Consider the following 17,570-nt stretch of genomic DNA (forward strand, 5'->3'; position numbering starts at 1 on the left):
TGACGCCCCGATGAAACTTTGATGAAGTCTCCCGATCAGGGCTCGGCGCGCTGGCCGCCGATCACAGGCTCGCGACATCCGGTCGTCGTCGGGAAGGTCAGCGGCTGGCCGAGCGCCGACCTGACCGCAAGATAGGCCCAGGCCTCGGCCTCGGTGGCGTCGCCATTGAGACCGGCGTCCTCGGCGACGATGACTTCCGCCCCCGCCTTTTCCGCGCCTGCCCTGAGATCGCCGACGATGTGCGGGTTCTTGCGGCCGCCGCCACAGACGATCCAGAGTTTTGGCGGCGCGGGCAAATGCGAGACAGATTTCAGGATCGCCTCGGCCGAGACATGAGCCAGCGTGCGGGCGCCGTCGGACAGTTCGAGGCCTTCGGCGAGAGCAAGCGTGAAATCGTTGCGGTCGAGGGATTTGGGCCCGGATTTTCCAAAGAACGGGTTGTCGAGATAGAGCGTGGCCACCTCGGTCACCACGCCGCCCTCGCTGGCGATGGTGCCGCCAGCATCGTAGGGAACGCCACCCTCGCGGCTGACCCACTGGTCGATCAGCGTGTTGCCGGGGCCGGTGTCGAAGGCGACCGGGGCGCCTGCGTCCGGTACGTAGGTGATGTTGGAGATGCCGCCGACATTGACGAACACAGCGGGTTTCATCGCGCCATAGGGTTCGGACAGCGAGCGGGCGAGTGCGGCGTGGTAGGCAGGCACCAGCGGCGCCCCCTGCCCGCCATGGGTCATGTCGTTGGCGCGCATGTCATAGACGACGGGGATGCCGGTCTCGCGGGCAAGCAATGCGCCATCGCCAAGCTGGACGGTCACGCCGAGATGTGGGCGGTGCAGCACCGTCTGGCCGTGGAAGCCGATCAGATCGGGCTTTTGCCACTCGGCCGGCAGGGAAAGCAGGAAGTCTGAGACCGCTCGTGCGTGGCGCAGCGTGATCTCGCGCTCCAGCTCGGCAAGATCGCCGGGGCGGTCCTCGCGGCGGACGATCGCCTTTGCTGTTTCGAGCGAGGCCTCGATGCGACGGCGAAACGCGGCATCGTAGGCCACCGCCATCGACGGGCCGAATTCGAGGACATTGGCGCCGTCGCTGCGCAGGATGGCGATGTCGATGCCATCCATCGAGGTGCCGCTCATTAGTCCGATGGCTGTCAGAAGCGCCATGAAGTCCGCCGTCCTTGTGATTCCAAGGCTTCAGATGCTAAAGCCCCAGCTTCGCCGATCCAATGCCGGATCGTCCGATCCAATCGTCCGCCAAGAGAAAGAACCATGTCCGGCTTCAAATCCGATTTCCTGCGCACCCTTTCCGAGCGCGGCTTCATCCACCAGACCTCCGATGACGCCGGCCTCGACGACCTCTTTTGCAAGGAAACCGTGTCTGCCTATATCGGCTTCGATCCGACCGCATCGAGCCTGCATGCCGGCGGCCTGATCCAGATCATGATGCTGTACTGGATGCAGAAAACCGGCCATCGCCCCGTCCCTCTGATGGGCGGCGGCACCGGCATGGTCGGCGACCCGTCCTTCAAGGACGAGGCACGCAAGCTGATGACGCCAGAAATGATCCAGTCGAACATCGACGGCATCAAGCAGGTTTTTTCCAACTACCTGACCTTCGGCGACGGCCCGCGCGATGCGATGATGGTCAACAATGCCGAGTGGCTGTTACCGCTCAACTACCTCGAATTCCTGCGCGACGTCGGCCAGCATTTCTCGGTCAACCGGATGCTGAGCTTCGATTCCGTCAAGCAGCGCCTCGACCGCGAGCAGTCGCTGTCGTTCCTCGAATTCAACTATATGATCCTTCAGGCCTACGACTTCGTCGAGCTCAACAAGCGCTACGGCCTGCGCCTGCAGATGGGCGGCTCCGACCAGTGGGGCAACATCGTCAACGGCATCGACCTTGGCCACCGCCTGGGCACGCCGCAGCTGTACGCGCTGACCTCGCCGCTGCTGACCACCTCGTCGGGCGCCAAGATGGGCAAGTCGATGAACGGTGCGGTGTGGCTCAACGCCGACATGCTGAGCCCATATGACTTCTGGCAGTACTGGCGCAACACCGAGGACGCCGACGTCGAGCGTTTCCTGAAGCTCTACACGGCGATGCCGCTGGACGAGATCGCACGGCTCGCCGCTCTTGGCGGCTCGGAGATCAACGACGCCAAGAAGGTGCTGGCGACCGAAGTGACGGCGATGCTGCATGGCCGCGCCGCCGCCGAGCAATCGGCTGAAACGGCGCGGAAAACCTTCGAGGAAGGCGCACTGGCCGAGACGCTGCCGTCGGTGGACGTTGGCGGTGACGAACTGAAGTCCGGCATCGGCCTGCTTGCGCTCGTCGTGCGCGCCGGGCTTGCCACCTCGAACGGCGAAGCGCGCCGACACGTCCAGGGCGGTGCCGTCAGGATCAACGACCAGGCGGTCAATGACGAACGCCGCGCCGTTACCACGGCAGACCTGACGCCGGAAGGCGTGGTCAAGCTGTCGCTCGGCAAGAAGAAGCATATCCTGGTGCGCCCGGCCTGATCGGGCCGCCCCGCTAGGATACAAAATGGCCGGCATTGCCGGCCATTTTCGTTTGTGGGATTGAAATGCCCGCGGCTCAGTACTCGAAAATGGCGCGGAAGATGCCGGGCGCGATCACCGACAATGGATTGACGTGCAGCTTGGGCGCATTGGCGTCGCCCGACAATTTGTAGGTCACGCCGATCAAGCCGCGGTCGCGGCCATTGCCCAGGATGACGCCGACCAACGGCAGCTCGCCGAACAGGCGATTGAGGCCGTAGGCCGGCATGAAGGTGCCGGTCATGTTCATTTGCCCCAGCTGGTCATAGAGCACGCCCTGGAAGGTGGTGCCGATCAGCGGCCCGCGCAGCACGCCATTCTCCAGCGCCAGATATTTCTCCCGCTTGTCGATCTGGGCGAAGCCGCGCTCGAACTTGACGCGCGAGGTATCGATGTCCTTGCGCACCGCCTGGTTGAGGCTGCGATTGTCGCCGACAGGCTTGCTGGAAACGATGGAGGCGAGACGCGGTTCGTCGACGACCCAGAACTCGCGCACGTCGACCTGGCCCTTGAGCGGGCCATCGCCGGCCGATTCAAGCGCCAGTGCCAGGCTGCCGCCTTGCATGCGCGGATAGACATCGAGGAAGCGCAGGATGGCACCGGCATCGGCCGAGCGGACATCGAGCCGCCTGCCTTGGCCCTGCAGGACGTTGCTGACGGTTATCAGTCCGCCCGAGTTCGCCGTCGCATTGACCTTGAGCCCACCGACCTTCGACCCTGAACCGGAATATTCGAGCGTCACGTTGGAAAGCTTCTCGGCGCTGAAACCGACAAGCGTCCCGACGTTCGCGGTGACCGATACGGCACCCGTCCCCGCCGATTTGGTAGCAGTGTCGACGTCGGACATGAACTGCTTGATCAGCGCCCGGGCGTCGAGCGAATTGCCCTTAACCTGAACCGCAAAACCCTTGCCGGATCGCTTGATGCTGACGTCGACGTCGTCGCCGCGGTTGAGCTGCACCTGGCCGAAGCGCGCGCTGGTCAGGCTGCCTTTGGCGAGCGAGACATCGCCGCTGATGCTGAAGGTCTTTCCCGTCAAACGGAAGTCGGACAGCGTCGAGCGCTCGCCGTCGACATCCATCGTGAACGAGACCTTGGCTGGAATGCCCGGCCCCTTGCTCCAGCCGACCCAGGGGAGATCGAGCCGCGCAGCGGTGAGGTCGGCATCGATGTTACGCCTGCCCTGTTCCAGTTGTTCGACGTCTACCTTGATGGTGCCCGAAAGCATGTCCGACAGGCCGGGAACGAGGGCATTGCGTGCCTTGTCGTCGAGCACGAACTGGACGTTGCGCTCCTTGGCGATATCCTTGTCGCGCAGGGGCTCGACGAGGTTCAGTTCGGCAGGAACGCCATTGAGCTTGCCGTTGGCGGCGATGACCGCCTTGTCGGGAGTGACAGTGATCGTGCCTTTCGCGTCCGACAGTTTCTGCCCGTCGAGCGGCTTGGCGACAGACAGGCCGTCATAATTCAACGCCACGGTCCAATCGAGGGTGTCCGTATCGATGCCGCGGGTCAGCGGTATGTCGGCCTTGACGTTGCCGATGACGTCGCCCGTCAATTCCTCCGGCAGGATGCCGACATGACGCATGGCGTTGATCGGCTCGTAAGAGGCAAGTTCGGCAACGGCGTCCGCGCTGCCGGTGACATCGATGTCGAGCGCGCCGATCACCGGCATGACGTTGGCCTTGGCGACCTTCAGCTTGCCGTTGCTCGCCGCCACGGTGCGGCCGCTGGGCATGAAGACCGTGCCGGACGACAGCGCGACATCAACGTCGTTGCCATGAAACTCGACGATGCCCCTGGCGTCGCGGATGGGCGGAATGAGGCCAGCGGTATCGAAACGCGCACCGTCGATCTCGAAGCGGCCGAATACTTCCTGCGCAGTGAGCGGCACCCCGTTGCCGAGGCGGTCGGGCTTGACGTCGAACTGCACGTTGCCGTCGACCACACGCCCGCCGAACAGGTTCTGGAGCACCCAAAGCCGGGCGTTACGTGCCGAGAACCACGGCCAAAGCTGCTTCACATGCGCAACCGACATGTCGTGGACATTGAATGCCAGGAAGATCCCCGGCGCCTTGCCCTCGGCGAACTGGACCGAAGCCTTGCCGAGCGCTTCACCGCCAGGGCCGGACTTGACGCCGATCTGCTCGGCAGCCAGCGTCCTGGTCACGATGTCATAGGTGCCGGCAACGCGGGCTAGAAAAGTCAAAGCCGGTTCCGGGGATTCCCCAGGCGCCAGGCGCGATTCGCGGCTCATCAGCTCAAAGCGATAGGCAGGGTTGTCGCCGGCGACATCCGTGGCCGGCCGAGGGCCCAAGCCGCCGCTGAAATCGAACGTCGAACGGCCGGTGGTGACGAGCAATCGGCGGATATCGAGCTTCTCCAGACCGTCGGCCAGGCGCAGGTCGATGGCAATGTCGCCGACAAGCTGGCCGCGCTGTTCGAGATCGAGCGTCGACTGACCGATCGAGCCTTTGGCGATCAGTTCGGAACCTTCGCCGTTTATGCCCTCGCGGCCGGTGATGACAAGGTCGGCAGAACCGATCCGGCTGGCCTTGGCGGCAGGTATGTCGGTCTTTCCCGCATAGGGATCGCTCATCGATACGGTGGCATCCAGCACAGCGATGCGATCGGTGCCGGCGGCGCGGGCGGCCGAGGCCGAAAGCGCGACACCGCGACCGTCGACGTCGAAATTGGCACCGATTCTCAGTTCGCCGGTTCGCGTCTTGGCCAGCGAGGCATCGACGACGCGAACGACATTCACCTCGCCACCCGACGGCAGCACGAAATCGACATTGGCCAGCGCGATCTCGCGCATCGCGTCGTATTGAACCGCCTCGAAGCCGCGGTGAACGCCCCGGAACGTCTCGTTCAGCAGTTTCTGTGGATCGATCAGCCCGTCCGGATTGCGCAGCACGGCGCTCCAGTCGGTACCGCCGCCCTCCGGCATGGCGTCGACGACGATACGGGCCTCGGAAATCTTGGCGGCACCGAGGCGCACGTCGCCCGACAGCAACGGCAAGAGCCGGATGCCAAATCGCATCATACCGGCTTCAGCCATGGCCTTGCCGTCGGCTCGCTTCAGCCGAACATCGGGAACCTCGACGGCAATCAGCCTGAGCCCGTCGAGCGCCAGCCGTACCTGGCCCATCGAAACGTCGACATCGACACCGGCCAGGCCTTCGATCGCCCGTTCCGCCTCGGCCCGCATCCGGTCCTGGCCGACGCCGGAATAGCTGAGGGCTTCAATCGCAATGATGACGAGCAGGACCAGCGAACCAAGCACGGCGACGGCGGCAAGCACGCAATGGCCGGCGCGACGCCGCAACGAAGGGCGCTCGCGGACCAGCTCCTGGCCGGCAGCCGAAGGCATTGCGCCGAGATCGGTGATCTCGTCGCGCCTGAACCGGATTTTCTCGTGCCGGGGCACTTCCTGAACCACGCGATGTCCCGTAGTCGTTTCGGTCGTGGACGAATCCAAGTCCGGCATTATTAACCTGACATCCTTGCGAGCTCACTCGTAACTTCAAACAAGGGTATCGATATGTCTGATCTCGAGACCGGCCAAACCGCCCCGCAATTTGCTCTGCCGCGCGACGGTGGCGGTATTCTGACGCTTTCCGACTTCGCCGGCAAACCGGTTGTCCTCTATTTCTATCCCAAGGACGATACGAGCGGCTGCACGGCACAGGCGATCGATTTCACCCAGCTCAAGCCGCAGTTCGAAAAGGCTGGAGCGGTGGTCATCGGCATGTCGCCCGACAGCGCCAAGAAACACGACAAATTCAAGGCCAAGTATGAAATTGGCATCGACCTTGTCGCCGACGAGGAGCGAAAGGCGCTCGAGGCCTATGGCGTGTGGACCGAAAAGAGCATGTATGGCCGCAAATATATGGGTGTCGAGCGTTCGACCTTCCTGATCGGCGCCGACGGCAAGATCGCGCGCATCTGGCGCAAGGTGAAGGTACCGGGCCATGCCGCAGAGGTTCTCGAGGCTGTGAAGGCGCTGTAGCGAAAATCGCCGGCTGCGGAACCGATCCCTTCTCCCTGCGTTGCAGACAGGACGTAATCGACGGGAGAAACAAGATGTTCCGCAGCATCATTCTTTGGATGATCGGTATTCCGATCCCAATCATCATCCTGCTTTGGCTCTTCTTGCGCTGAAGTAAGTGATTCTCAGGCACCAATGTTTTGCAAGCCTTTAGAAGGCCAGCATCACGGCATATGAACCAACCTACTGTATTTTCAAATCTGACAACAAGCCCGCCCTGCTCATGCAGGCGGGCTTTCGTTTTCTTGAGCCGAAAACCCGGCCGGCCCGGCATCAGGCGCGCAAAGCTTTGTTAACCCTAATAATGTGTAATCGGATGGTCGCTGTCTCGTTATGAGAGTTCGGTCCGGTGAAACCAGAAAATCAGGCGGCCGTTTTCGGCAGGCGCAAAGAACCCCACACGGTCATCATCGCGCGCGGCAACGAGATCCGGCATTTTACCGTGCGCCCATGGGTCGCTGCCGCCGCAGGCTCGGCTTTGGCCGCTGTCGCGATCGGCTACCTCCTTGCGACCTCCTATCTTGTGCTGCGCGACGACCTCATCGGCGCCGCCACGGCCCGCCAGGCGCGCATGCAGCACGCCTATGAAGACAGGATCTCGGCGCTCCGCGCCCAGGTCGACCGCATCACCAGCCGGCAGTTGCTCGACCAGCAACTGATGGAGACGAAGGTCAGCGAGTTGCTGGCGCGGCAGTCGCAGCTCAGCGAACGAAACGGGCGCCTGGGGCCAGTGCTGGAACGGGCCACGGCAGTGGCAGAGCCAGCAGCGCCGGCCAAGACACCGGACAAACGCGCCAGCCTGACCGGCAAGACGATCGAAGCAGCCGGCGCGGTGACCCTTGCCGCCAGCAGCGACGCGATGCGTCCCTTCTCCTTCTGGTCGACCAGATCGATCACACCCGACAGCGAAAGCCGCGCCGACCGCGCAGACAAGCTGTTTGTCGCCATCAACAAGTCGCTACGCAACATCGAGGACGAGCAAGTCGCGCGCATCGGTACGCTGGCAGAAAATGCCTATCAGACGGCCGACGCCATTTCCGAAGCGCTGGAGGGAGCCGGGCTGCCGGTCGATGCCGGTCTTGGACAGTCCGGCGTTGGCGGCCCGCTCGTCGCGCTCGACAATCCGATGGCATTCGACAGCAAGGTCAAGGAACTCGACGAAGCGCTCGATACGCTCGACCGAATCAAGACGCAGGCGCGCAAACTGCCACTCGCCAACCCTGCCCCCGGCCATTCCATCTCAAGCAGATTCGGCGTCCGCAAGGATCCGCTGATCGGCATGCCGGCGCTGCATTCGGGCATGGACTTCCGCGCACCCTTCGGCTCTCCGGCGCGTGCAACGGCCGCCGGCGTCGTTACCAAGGCCGGCTGGAACGGCGGCTATGGCCGCATGGTCGAGATCGACCATGGCGGCGGCTTCGTTACGCGCTATGCACATCTGAGCAAGGTGCTGGTGGCACCCGACCAGAAGGTCGTGGCGGGCGACGAGGTCGGAGAGGTCGGCAGCAGCGGCCGCTCGACCGGGCCGCACCTGCACTACGAAGTACGCCGCGGCGGCGATGCCATCGATCCGCTACGCTTCATCAAGGCGGGCAAGAAGCTCGGCCGGTATCTCTGACGCGAGCGCGCGAATCGGAAGCGATTCTCGAAGCAGGCCAACCATAGGGACAGCAAAGCTGCATCGGGCGCGGCCCGGAGGGGCAGCGCCCTGTCCCGACCAGATCGATGGTTTTTGGCAGCAGTGATTCGCAGTTGAAGCGCGAAAAGGCAGCAGCAGATAGGCTTGCGCGCAACATCAACCCAGCACCACCGCAAAAAGGTCGGCCAGGAACACAACGAATACAAAAAATTGAAACGTGGCTGGGAGAAAGACTTGAAACTGGAGCAGTCTACAAGAGCTAAGCCCTTGAAAAACTGGCGCGAGTGACGGGGCTCGAACCCGCGACCTCCGGCGTGACAGGCCGGCACTCTAACCGACTGAGCTACACCCGCGCTCTGGACGTTGGCGCTGGGCGCCGCGTCGTTGGCGGTGAATTACGGCGTTCGTTGTTAGGTGTCAAGCGACATCGGAGAGATAATCGACAATCTTCGCCGTCTATTTTTCAAGGCACCGGAAACCCGGCTTCGGCGCACAGTTGCCTGCCGTTGCGGCATGCATTTCAACTTGCAGATCAACAATGAACCGCTTATTGCTCCGCGCGGTTGGGGCGATTAGCTCAGTTGGTAGAGCGCTTCGTTTACACCGAAGATGTCGGCGGTTCGAGCCCGTCATCGCCCACCACTCCTCCTTTGAAATTATCAGGCGCTTCGGCTCGTTCGGTCCGAATTGCGAAGTTCGCCAAGGTCCAATGGACTTGGATGGACGGCCGGATCATCGGCAAAAACCGCACCTGGCACGATCGGGAGCGGATCGGCTCGCATTCTATGCGGTCACGTCAAGGAAGCATGAACTCAATTTGCAGCCGCTGCTGCAGCAGCGCTGCATCTGGCGCCCACCGCCATACGTCCGCGGGAGATGCGACAGCAGGCCGACCAGAATCGGCCTGCTGGTTGCGCCCTAGCCAGCGCTGCCGTCGCCCGACGGCATTTTCGCGATATACAGGCCGATCCTAGTTCACCAGCCTGCCGCGATAGACGGTGCCTTCGGCCTGGCCGTCCGCGCCGCGCGCGACGGCAACACGATCGAGCTGCGGGAAGTGATCCTCCATCTGCTCCCAGATCCAGCGCGCTATGTTCTCGATCGACGGAACGGAAAGGCCCTCGATGTCGTTGAGATACGTGTGATCGAGAGTTTTGCGAACGATTTCGATTCGCTTCTCTACCTCGTAGAGGTTGGCCGGCCAGCCGAAAACGGGATCGGGAGCGCCAACCAAATGGACGCTGACCCGAAACGAATGACCGTGGAGCCCGGAAAATGGCGGCAATTGATGTGCTGCCTCGAAAGTAAACTCCTTGAACGTCTCAACCATTTGCAGTCGTATCCATCTGAATTCTATTTAAAGCTCGTGCGCAATCTGCCATCGGACGTCCAACGGGTCAAACCGGATAAAGCGCATGCGTCGACTTCCGGGCCGTGGCACATTAGGAAATTCGCATTCTATTAATACGTTGTTCAGCGAGCTCAGGCACCATCTGAAACAGCGCGACAGCACCAGGAGAGCACGCCAATGTACCACGTTCCGTCTTCAATCTTTCGCGCCCTGGCGGTGGCGTCGTCGATAGTGCTGATTGCGCTCTCTGCCGCCAACGCCGAAGAGGGAAAACTCGGGACTCCCAAGGGTACTCCGATCCTGACAATCGAAGGCAAGATTGGTGTCACCAATGCCGACGGTAAGGCGCAGTTCGATCGCGACATGCTCGAGGAGCTTGGCGTCACATCATTCGAGACGATGACACCATGGTTTACCGGCAAGGTAAAATTCGAAGGCGTCCCGCTAGATAAGATCATGAAACTCGTTGGCGCCGACGGCGACGAGGTCGTCGCGGTAGCGCTCAACGACTACAGCACGACGCTCCCGCTCAAGGATTTCGCGGAACATGGCGTGCTGCTGGCTCTCAAGCGTGACGGTCAGTACATGCCAGTCAGCGACAAAGGCCCGCTCTTCATCGTCTATCCCTACGACAGCGATCCCGCGCTACAGAGCCAACAGTTCTATTCGCGCTCGGTATGGCAGCTTGCCCGTCTGATCGTGCGGTAGGGAACCCATGTCATGGGTTCCTTGTTTGCGCCTGGTTCCCGCCGCGCGTTCGCATTCCACCTGCTCAAGACACTCCTGATCGGAACCATCGCCGCTTTCGCCGTTGCTGCAGCTTATCTGTCGTTCGTGATCTATGAGCGCCAGGCATCGATCGGCAAGATCTCCAGATATGACGTGGCGTGGAGCGCCAGCCAGGGCATGAACGAATATCTGCGGCTGTCGCAGCGCGTCACCGCGCTTGCGGCCTCCGGGAGCGAACCTCTCAAAGCCGAGGTGCAACTTCGATTCGACATCCTGAAGGGCCGGCTCAGCCTGTTCACAAGCGGTCAGTTCCAGACCTTCGTGAGCGAAGCGGCAGAGCGGGAGGAGACGGTCCGCCGGCTGTCCGAGCTCATCGCGAAACTGGACGGCGTGATGAGCCGCATCGGCGAACCTGAAGTCGCCCGATCGGCGGTGCTATCGATGGCACCGCTGGAAACGGACCTCATCGGCCTCGCCTCGGAAGCCAATCAGTACAGCGCCATCCAGATGGCGAAGGTCGACAACGAGTTGCTGCGACTGCACAGCAATTTCTCCGCCGTTGCGGTTGGTTTCTTCCTTTGCAGCCTGGCCTTTATCGGCTTGCTCGGATGGCACAATCGCCTGCTGACGCATACCTACGATGCGCTGAACACCGTGAACGCAGACCTGCGGCGCACCTCAAAGGATCTGGAGGGTGCGAACGCTGCCGTGCTTGAAGCCAATCATGCCCTGGCAACCCAGAACGGCCTTTTCGACGCGGCCTTGAGCAACATGTCGCATGGGCTTTGCATGTTCGATGCCGACGAGCGGCTGATCGTCAGCAATGGCAAGTTCGCCACCATGTACGGGGTCCCGCCGGAAAGCCTGCCGCCCGGGACAACGCCGGAACAGGTCAAGTTGAGCTCGATCAAGGCAGGGACTTCGACGCAGCAGAGCGCCGAGCTCGCCTATTGGAAACAGCAACAGCTGATCGACCACCGCAAGCCCGGCATCCTGCTGCAGAAGCTGACCGATGGCCGCATCATCTCCGTGAGCCACCAGCCGATGGAGCGAGGGGGCTGGGTTGCGACCTACGAGGACATCACCGAACGTCACCAAGCGGAAGAACGCATCGCCCATATGGCGCGCCACGATCCGCTGACCGGGCTTCCCAACCGCCTGCTGCTGCGCGAGCGCCTGGAACAAATTCTCATGCAAGGTCATGGCCACCAGAAGGACACTGCGGTCCTTTGCCTCGACCTGGACAATTTCAAGAACGTCAACGATACGCTCGGCCACCCTATCGGCGACGCATTGCTGCGCGAGGTCGCGTCCCGCATTTCAAGCCTCGTGCGCGATGACGACGTGGTAGCCCGACTTGGCGGTGATGAATTCCTCATCGTCCAGCCGGCAGTCGGACGCGACGAGGCGGGCCGGGTGGCGCGGCGCCTCATCGAAGCCCTCGAACAGCCGTATCAGCTTGATGGGCATCTGGTGGTCGTCGGCGCGAGCATCGGCATTGCGCTTGAATCGGAAACCAAGACCGGCCCCGACGACCTGGTGAAGAATGCGGATCTTGCGCTCTATCGGGCCAAAAGCGACGGGCGCGGGACCTATCAATTCTACAAGCCGGAGATGGATGACCGGCTGCAGCGTCGCCGCATGCTAGAACTCGACCTGAGAGCGGCCGATTTCGACAAGGAGTTCCAACTCGCCTTCCAGCCGATCATCAATCTTCAAAGCAAGGCAGTCACCACAGTGGAAGCCCTGCTGCGCTGGCCCGGCTGCCAGCGTGGCCACGTTTCACCGGACGAATTCATCCCCATCGCCGAAAGCACGGGCCTGATCGTGCAGCTAGGCGCCTGGGTGCTGGAAGGTGCCTGCCGAGAAGCCATGAGCCTGCCGGGCAATGTCAATGTCGCCGTCAATCTGTCGCCGAGCCAGTTCCGGAGAGGCAATATCGTCGAAACCGTTTCCGCCGTGCTGGCGATGACAGGCCTGCCAGCCGAGCGCCTCGAACTCGAGATCACGGAATCCCTCCTGCTCGACGACAGCAAGGAAACCTTGCACGCCCTGAACCGGCTCCATTCGCTGGGAGTCCTGATCTCGCTCGATGATTTCGGGACGGGCTATTCGTCGCTCAGCTACCTCAGGAACTTTCCGGTCGACAAGGTCAAGATCGACCGCTCGTTCATCGCGGAGATCGCCGGCAACAGGGATCACATGGCCATCGTCAGTGCGATCGTGAACCTGGCCCATGCACTGGAAATAACCACGATCGCCGAGGGCGTCGAAACCGAAGAACAGCTCCTGATCGTTCGGGCCACCGGATGCGATGCGGTTCAAGGACACTTCTTCAGTGCGCCGAAACCGGCTGCTCAACTCCGGAAATATCTCGAAAAGCCGCACGACAGGCTGACCCTGGCCTAGACGTCGCGCTGCGCGGGCGGTGGATGCTGCGCGTGGGACGGCTTATCGGGTTCCCGGGAACCACCTTCCTGCCTCGATCATGGGGCTTGCTACGGCGATGCCAGAGGTTGAGAATTCAGCAATCGTTAACCTTACCGCTTCTTAGCTGTGATGCATGATCGATGCGCCTGTCTCTCAGTTGCCAGGTCGGATAAGCCGAAATGATCGGGCAGCAGAAGCTTGAGTCGCGGGGACGGATGTTCAGCAAGCTCAGTGCATTTTCAAACCGCAAGTGGTTTCAGGTTACACTCCTGACGGTAGCCGGCACTCTCGCATACATAGCTATTTCGTGGGCCCTGCAGGCCCTCGTTTTCGGCGGCGCCGACGCCGTTCGTCCGGGCCTCCTGACCGCCTTCATTCTCCCGGTCCTGTTCATCGCGCCGCTGCTTGCCTTCCTCGGCCTGAAACTGCACGAGAATGCGTCACTGAAGCAGCAGTACGCGCAAGAGCTTGCGCATGACAGCCTGACCTCCTGTCTCAACGGAACGCTTTTCTCGGCAGCAATCGACGTTTTCGCGACGGGAACCGGCCGGCGAAAGGGCGCGCTCCTGATGGTCGACATCGACCATCTGAAGAGGATCAACGAGCACATCGGCTACAGCGCGGGAAACCAGGCGATCAGTGTCATTGCGGGCATCATCCGCAGCACGGTCCGGAGCGGCGATCTGGTCGGCCGCATCGGCGGCGACGAATTCGGCGTATACCTGCCCGGCGCCAGCAAGGAAAACGCCGAAAAGGTCGCGGAACGCATTCGTCATGCCGTGTCCGAAGTGCGCTTCGAACCCAGCGGGTCGAACTGGCCGCTGACGGTCAGCGTCGGCGCGGTGCTGTTCGAGACGGAGGCTACTGCCGACGACCTGCTTGTTGCTGCCGACCACCAGATCCGGATTGCCAAGGAAAAAGGCCGCAATCGCATCGAATCGACCCGCCTGCCGGACGGCCGTTCGTCGTCCCGGCCTTCGCTGCACTGACTATCCGCCAAGAGGCCGGATTTTCTCCCCACCGCTGAGACACGAAGCGTATGCTCAGCGCGAAGGCCGCGGAAGCCGATGCCTCCGACGGTTCCGCAAAGCTGTGACGGCAAAGCATCCCTGCCCCAGCGTCATTCGCAAATCTCGTAGGCAGTGTGGATTTTCTTGCTCCTGCAGGCCAATAGCTGAGCATGACATTGCCTGCTGCAGGCGATTGGGTGTTGACCTTTGATCCATCTGGCCATCCGATCACGGCCAGCAGAATCCAACCAGGGCGAAATGCGGGATACTTCAGAGGTGACCAGGGAAAGTGCAGCGGAGCGTCACGCGATCAGTGCGGACCTGATCGCGGTGCTTGTCGCGGCCCCCAACGGCAACCCGGTGGTGCTGACCGTCAAGGATGGCTCCGCCCTGCCTTCCGGTCCGTTCGAACTTATCCACCGCTCGCTGCAATCGGGCCTGCGCAACTGGGTCGAGCAGCAGACCGGCCATCCGGTCGGCTATATCGAACAGCTCTATACCTTTGCCGACCGTGACCGCAGCAGCGACGAACCGGCCGGCCGGGTTATCTCGATCAGCTATCTCGGCTTGACGCGCGAAGAACCCTCGCACCGCACCCCGCCAGGAAGCTGGCGCAACTGGTACGAGTTTTTTCCATGGGAAGACCATCGTGAAGGCGCACCTGAAATCATCGGTGACAGCATCGTGCCGCGCCTGCGCCAGTGGGCCGACGAAGCCGAGCAGCAGGACAAGCGGCAGAACCGAATGCGCCGCGCCGCAGGCGCGTTCGGGTTCGACGACCGCCAGTGGAACGAAGAAATGGTGCTGCAGCGCTACGAATTGCTCTACGAGGCGGGGCTGGTCGAAGAAGCGGTTCGCGCAAGGGGCACCAAGGTTGCAGCAACCGTTCCCGGCCGGGCCATGACCGGCGACCACAGGCGTATCCTGGCAACCGGCATCGGGCGCCTCAGGACCAAGATCAAATACCGTCCCGTGGTGTTCGAGCTGATGCAGCCATCCTTCACGCTGCTGCAACTGCAGCGCGCGGTTGAAGCGTTGGCCGGCGTGACGGTCCACAAGCAGAATTTCCGCCGTCTCATCGAACAGCAGGACCTCGTCGAGGAGACCGGCGATATGAGCGCCGACACCGGCGGACGCCCGGCGAAACTGTTCCGCTTCCGTCACTCCGTGCTCGACGATCGCCCGGCCGCCGGAACCAAATAAGCAAATCACCGCTTGACAGGACTTATGCTCATGCTAAGCATATGTCCTTATTATACTCAACTAGAGCATAATAAGGATGATTATGTCTGGCATGACCCTTTCCGCCGCCTCGCTCTATGACCGCGTCCAGCGCATCATTCCCGCCATCGAATGGCCGGTGTTTTCAGACGACATCGACGCCATTCTGAAGCTGAAGCGCGAGCGCAACGCCGTCATCCTGGCGCATAACTACCAGACGCCGGAAATCTTCCATTGCGTCGCCGACATCGTCGGCGACAGTCTGGCGCTCGCCCGCAAGGCGATGGAGGTCGAGGCCGACGTGATCGTGCTCGCCGGCGTTCATTTCATGGCTGAGACGGCAAAGCTGCTGAACCCGTCCAAGACGGTGCTGATCCCTGACATGCGCGCGGGCTGCTCGCTGGCCGATTCGATCACGCCCCAAGACATCCGTCTGCTGCGCCAGCGCTACCCCGGCGTGCCTGTCGTGACCTACGTCAACACCTCGGCCGCGGTGAAGGCCGAGTCGGACATCTGCTGCACCTCGGGCAATGCCAAGGCGGTCGTCGAGTCGCTGGGCGTGCCGCGCGTACTGATGCTGCCCGACGAGTACCTGGCGCAGAACATCGCAAAGCAGACCGATGTCGAGATCATCGCCTGGAAGGGCCATTGCGAGGTGCATGAGCGCTTCACCCCCGAAGACATCCGCGAGATGCGTGCCGCCCATCCCGGCGTCACCGTGCTGGCACACCCGGAATGCCCGCCGGAGGTGGTCGCCGAGGCCGATTTCGCCGGCTCGACCGCTGCAATGTCGGACTATGTCGGCAGGGAGAAACCGGCACGCGTCGTGCTGGTGACGGAATGCTCGATGAGCGACAACGTCGCGGTCGAGCACCCCGATGTCGAATTCATCCGGCCCTGCAATCTCTGCCCGCACATGAAGCGGATCACGCTCGGCAACATCCGCTCGGCATTGGAGCGCAACGAACATGCCGTGACCATCGACCCCACAGTTGCCGTGCGCGCCCGCCTGGCGGTCGAGCGGATGCTCGCCGTATGAGCTTCGATTTCCGCGCGCTTTCCGGTCGTCCCGTCATCATCGGCGGCGGTCTGGCCGGGCTGGTGACGGCGCTGGAGATGGCACCGGAGCCGGTCGTGCTGTTGTCAGCGGCACCGCTCGGCTACGAAGCGTCGAGCGCGCTGGCCCAAGGCGGGCTCGCCGCCAGCATCGGCAGCGACGACAGCCCTGCCTTGCATCTCGCCGACACACTGGCAGCCGGCGACGGGCTTTGCGACGAAGTCGTGGTCAGGCGCGTCGTCGAGGCGGCGCCTGCCGCAATCGCGAAGCTGGAACATTTCGGCGTCGCTTTCGACCGGGCAACGGGTCGTGGGCTGCATCTTGGGCTGGAGGCCGCGCATAGCCGCCGGCGTATCGTGCATGCAGCCGGCGCGGCGACCGGCAGCGAGTTGATGCGGGCGCTTGTCGCAGCCGTCAGGCGAACTGTATCAATCACGGTTGTCGAAGGTTTCGAAGCCCGGCGGCTGCTGGTCGAGGACGGCACAATCGCAGGCGTGAACGCTGCGGGCGCATCGGGCGACCTAGTGCTTGCAACCAGTCGCGTGGTGCTCGCCACCGGCGGTGTCGGCGGCTTGTTCCGTGACACCACCAATCCGCTCGGCTGCTTCGGCCAGGGACTGGCGCTTGCGGCACGTGCGGGAGCCGAACTCGCCGATCTCGAATTCGTACAGTTCCACCCGACCGCGCTCGACGGACCGCAGCGCCCGATGCGGCTGATCAGCGAGGCGGTGCGCGGCGAAGGCGCCATACTGATCGACGAGACGGGCCGGCGTTTTCTTGCCGACCTGCCGGGCGCGGAACTTGGTACACGTGATACCGTGGCGCGCGGCGTGCACCGACATCTGGCTCGTGGGCACCGGGTGTTTCTCGATACGCGCGCCTGCCTGGGCGCAAGCTTTGCCGGCCGCTTCCCGACCATTGCCAGTTACTGCAGCGAGGCTGGCATCGACCCCGCGGTCGATCCGATCCCGGTACGGCCGGCGGCGCATTACCACATGGGCGGCGTCGCCGTGAACGCAGAAGGCTGCAGCTCGGTGGCGGGCTTGTGGGCCTGTGGCGAGGTCGCCTCGACCGGCCTGCATGGCGCCAACCGGCTAGCCAGCAATTCGCTGACCGAAGCGGTGGTGATGGCGGGTTGGGTGGCCGAAAGCGTGGCCGCCTCGTCGAGCATGGAACGGAAGACCATCGCAATTCCTGCAGCAGCACCTGCACGCGCCGATCCCGCGCTGGTTCGCAGCATCGTCTCGCCCGCGCTGGGCGTGTTGCGCGACGGCGAAAGCCTGCGCGATGCGGCGTCGACGCTGCTGCCTCTTGCCAGGGGAAGCACTTCAGCCGCAGAGCCGGCGGCGGTGGCGCTGATAATGGTTGTCGCCGCCCTTCGGCGCGAGGAAAGCCGTGGCGCGCATTGCCGGGCCGACTTCCCGCTTCGCAGTGCTGTCGCACGCCGCTCGAAGATCACGTTGGTCGAGGCACTGGAGACAGCTGCAGCAATCGACGCCACGCCGCTTGCACGGAGCGCCTGAC

General features: G+C 62.7%; 12 protein-coding genes and 2 tRNA genes. 10 read left to right on the plus strand and 4 right to left on the minus strand.

All coding sequences use genetic code 11. The features are described 5' to 3' along the window. Window positions 1-35: 35 nt before the first annotated feature. Window positions 36-1,160 (minus strand): anhydro-N-acetylmuramic acid kinase, encoded by a 1,125-nt coding sequence (locus CO731_RS19470; RefSeq protein WP_108608428.1) that lies wholly within the window; start codon window positions 1,158-1,160, stop codon window positions 36-38. Between the two features lie 105 nt (window positions 1,161-1,265). Here CO731_RS19470 and tyrS point away from each other — a divergent pair, with 105 nt between their 5' ends. Then, complete coding sequence (gene tyrS / locus CO731_RS19475; protein WP_108608429.1) at window positions 1,266-2,519, plus strand: tyrosine--tRNA ligase; 1,254 nt, start codon at window positions 1,266-1,268, stop codon at window positions 2,517-2,519. A 76-nt stretch (window positions 2,520-2,595) separates the two neighbouring features. Here tyrS and CO731_RS19480 read toward each other — a convergent pair whose 3' ends face one another. Then, complete coding sequence (locus CO731_RS19480) at window positions 2,596-6,048, minus strand: DUF3971 domain-containing protein (protein WP_245439414.1); 3,453 nt, start codon at window positions 6,046-6,048, stop codon at window positions 2,596-2,598. A 54-nt stretch (window positions 6,049-6,102) separates the two neighbouring features. Here CO731_RS19480 and bcp point away from each other — a divergent pair, with 54 nt between their 5' ends. Together bcp and CO731_RS29560 are read left to right on the plus strand one after the other, a co-directional pair. Next, window positions 6,103-6,570 carry a thioredoxin-dependent thiol peroxidase gene (gene bcp / locus CO731_RS19485; protein WP_108608431.1) on the plus strand — a complete coding sequence of 156 codons (468 nt, stop codon included), beginning with the start codon at window positions 6,103-6,105 and terminating at the stop codon, window positions 6,568-6,570. 388 nt (window positions 6,571-6,958) lie between these two features. Then, on the plus strand, window positions 6,959-8,227 hold the full coding sequence (locus tag CO731_RS29560) for a M23 family metallopeptidase (protein ID WP_108608432.1): 1,269 nt from the start codon (window positions 6,959-6,961) through the stop codon (window positions 8,225-8,227). A 297-nt stretch (window positions 8,228-8,524) separates the two neighbouring features. Here CO731_RS29560 and CO731_RS19495 read toward each other — a convergent pair. Then, window positions 8,525-8,601: transfer RNA gene (locus CO731_RS19495), tRNA-Asp, on the minus strand. Window positions 8,602-8,814: 213 nt separating this feature from the next. Between CO731_RS19495 and CO731_RS19500 the strand changes: the two genes are divergently transcribed. Next, window positions 8,815-8,890 (plus strand) — tRNA-Val (locus CO731_RS19500). 328 nt (window positions 8,891-9,218) lie between these two features. On the opposite strand, the gene CO731_RS19505 is transcribed toward CO731_RS19500, so the two are convergent. Further along, entirely contained in the window at window positions 9,219-9,578 is a 360-nt protein-coding gene (locus CO731_RS19505; RefSeq protein ID WP_108608433.1) for a 6-carboxytetrahydropterin synthase, read from the minus strand. Window positions 9,579-9,776: 198 nt separating this feature from the next. On the opposite strand from CO731_RS19505, the gene CO731_RS19510 reads away from it, so the two are divergent. From CO731_RS19510 to CO731_RS19535, 6 genes are all read left to right on the plus strand, one after another. Beyond that, complete coding sequence (locus CO731_RS19510) at window positions 9,777-10,307, plus strand: molybdopterin-dependent oxidoreductase (protein ID WP_108608434.1); 531 nt, start codon at window positions 9,777-9,779, stop codon at window positions 10,305-10,307. A gap of 12 nt (window positions 10,308-10,319) precedes the next feature. Beyond that, on the plus strand, window positions 10,320-12,737 hold the full coding sequence (locus tag CO731_RS19515) for an EAL domain-containing protein (protein ID WP_108608435.1): 2,418 nt from the start codon (window positions 10,320-10,322) through the stop codon (window positions 12,735-12,737). Between the two features lie 200 nt (window positions 12,738-12,937). Continuing rightward, complete coding sequence (locus CO731_RS19520; RefSeq protein ID WP_108608436.1) at window positions 12,938-13,747, plus strand: GGDEF domain-containing protein; 810 nt, start codon at window positions 12,938-12,940, stop codon at window positions 13,745-13,747. Window positions 13,748-14,026: 279 nt separating this feature from the next. Next, a complete protein-coding gene (locus tag CO731_RS19525) occupies window positions 14,027-14,971 on the plus strand; it encodes a hypothetical protein (protein WP_108609935.1) in 945 nt (314 codons plus the stop codon). 82 nt (window positions 14,972-15,053) lie between these two features. Next, window positions 15,054-16,028 carry a quinolinate synthase NadA gene (gene nadA, locus CO731_RS19530; RefSeq protein WP_108609936.1) on the plus strand — a complete coding sequence of 325 codons (975 nt, stop codon included), beginning with the start codon at window positions 15,054-15,056 and terminating at the stop codon, window positions 16,026-16,028. Further along, a complete protein-coding gene (locus tag CO731_RS19535) occupies window positions 16,025-17,569 on the plus strand; it encodes an L-aspartate oxidase (RefSeq protein ID WP_108608437.1) in 1,545 nt (514 codons plus the stop codon). The genes nadA and CO731_RS19535 overlap by 4 nt, the downstream gene beginning before the upstream one ends. Window position 17,570 lies beyond the last annotated feature (1 nt).

Origin of the sequence: Aminobacter sp. MSH1 (assembly GCF_003071665.1) — a bacterium.
Classification (GTDB): Bacteria; Pseudomonadota; Alphaproteobacteria; order Rhizobiales; family Rhizobiaceae; genus Aminobacter; species Aminobacter niigataensis.

What these genes read in the sequence shown, in the direction of transcription:
- CO731_RS19470 (WP_108608428.1), bottom strand. Translation starts at nt 1,160, where the DNA reads ATGGCGCTTCTGACAGCCATCGGACTAATGAGCGGCACCTCGATGGAT.
- tyrS (WP_108608429.1), top strand. Translation starts at nt 1,266, where the DNA reads ATGTCCGGCTTCAAATCCGATTTCCTGCGCACCCTTTCCGAGCGCGGC.
- CO731_RS19480 (WP_245439414.1), bottom strand. Translation starts at nt 6,048, where the DNA reads ATGCCGGACTTGGATTCGTCCACGACCGAAACGACTACGGGACATCGC.
- bcp (WP_108608431.1), top strand. Translation starts at nt 6,103, where the DNA reads ATGTCTGATCTCGAGACCGGCCAAACCGCCCCGCAATTTGCTCTGCCG.
- CO731_RS19505 (WP_108608433.1), bottom strand. Translation starts at nt 9,578, where the DNA reads ATGGTTGAGACGTTCAAGGAGTTTACTTTCGAGGCAGCACATCAATTG.
- CO731_RS19510 (WP_108608434.1), top strand. Translation starts at nt 9,777, where the DNA reads ATGTACCACGTTCCGTCTTCAATCTTTCGCGCCCTGGCGGTGGCGTCG.
- CO731_RS19515 (WP_108608435.1), top strand. Translation starts at nt 10,320, where the DNA reads ATGGGTTCCTTGTTTGCGCCTGGTTCCCGCCGCGCGTTCGCATTCCAC.
- CO731_RS19520 (WP_108608436.1), top strand. Translation starts at nt 12,938, where the DNA reads ATGATCGGGCAGCAGAAGCTTGAGTCGCGGGGACGGATGTTCAGCAAG.
- CO731_RS19525 (WP_108609935.1), top strand. Translation starts at nt 14,027, where the DNA reads ATGCGGGATACTTCAGAGGTGACCAGGGAAAGTGCAGCGGAGCGTCAC.
- nadA (WP_108609936.1), top strand. Translation starts at nt 15,054, where the DNA reads ATGTCTGGCATGACCCTTTCCGCCGCCTCGCTCTATGACCGCGTCCAG.
- CO731_RS19535 (WP_108608437.1), top strand. Translation starts at nt 16,025, where the DNA reads ATGAGCTTCGATTTCCGCGCGCTTTCCGGTCGTCCCGTCATCATCGGC.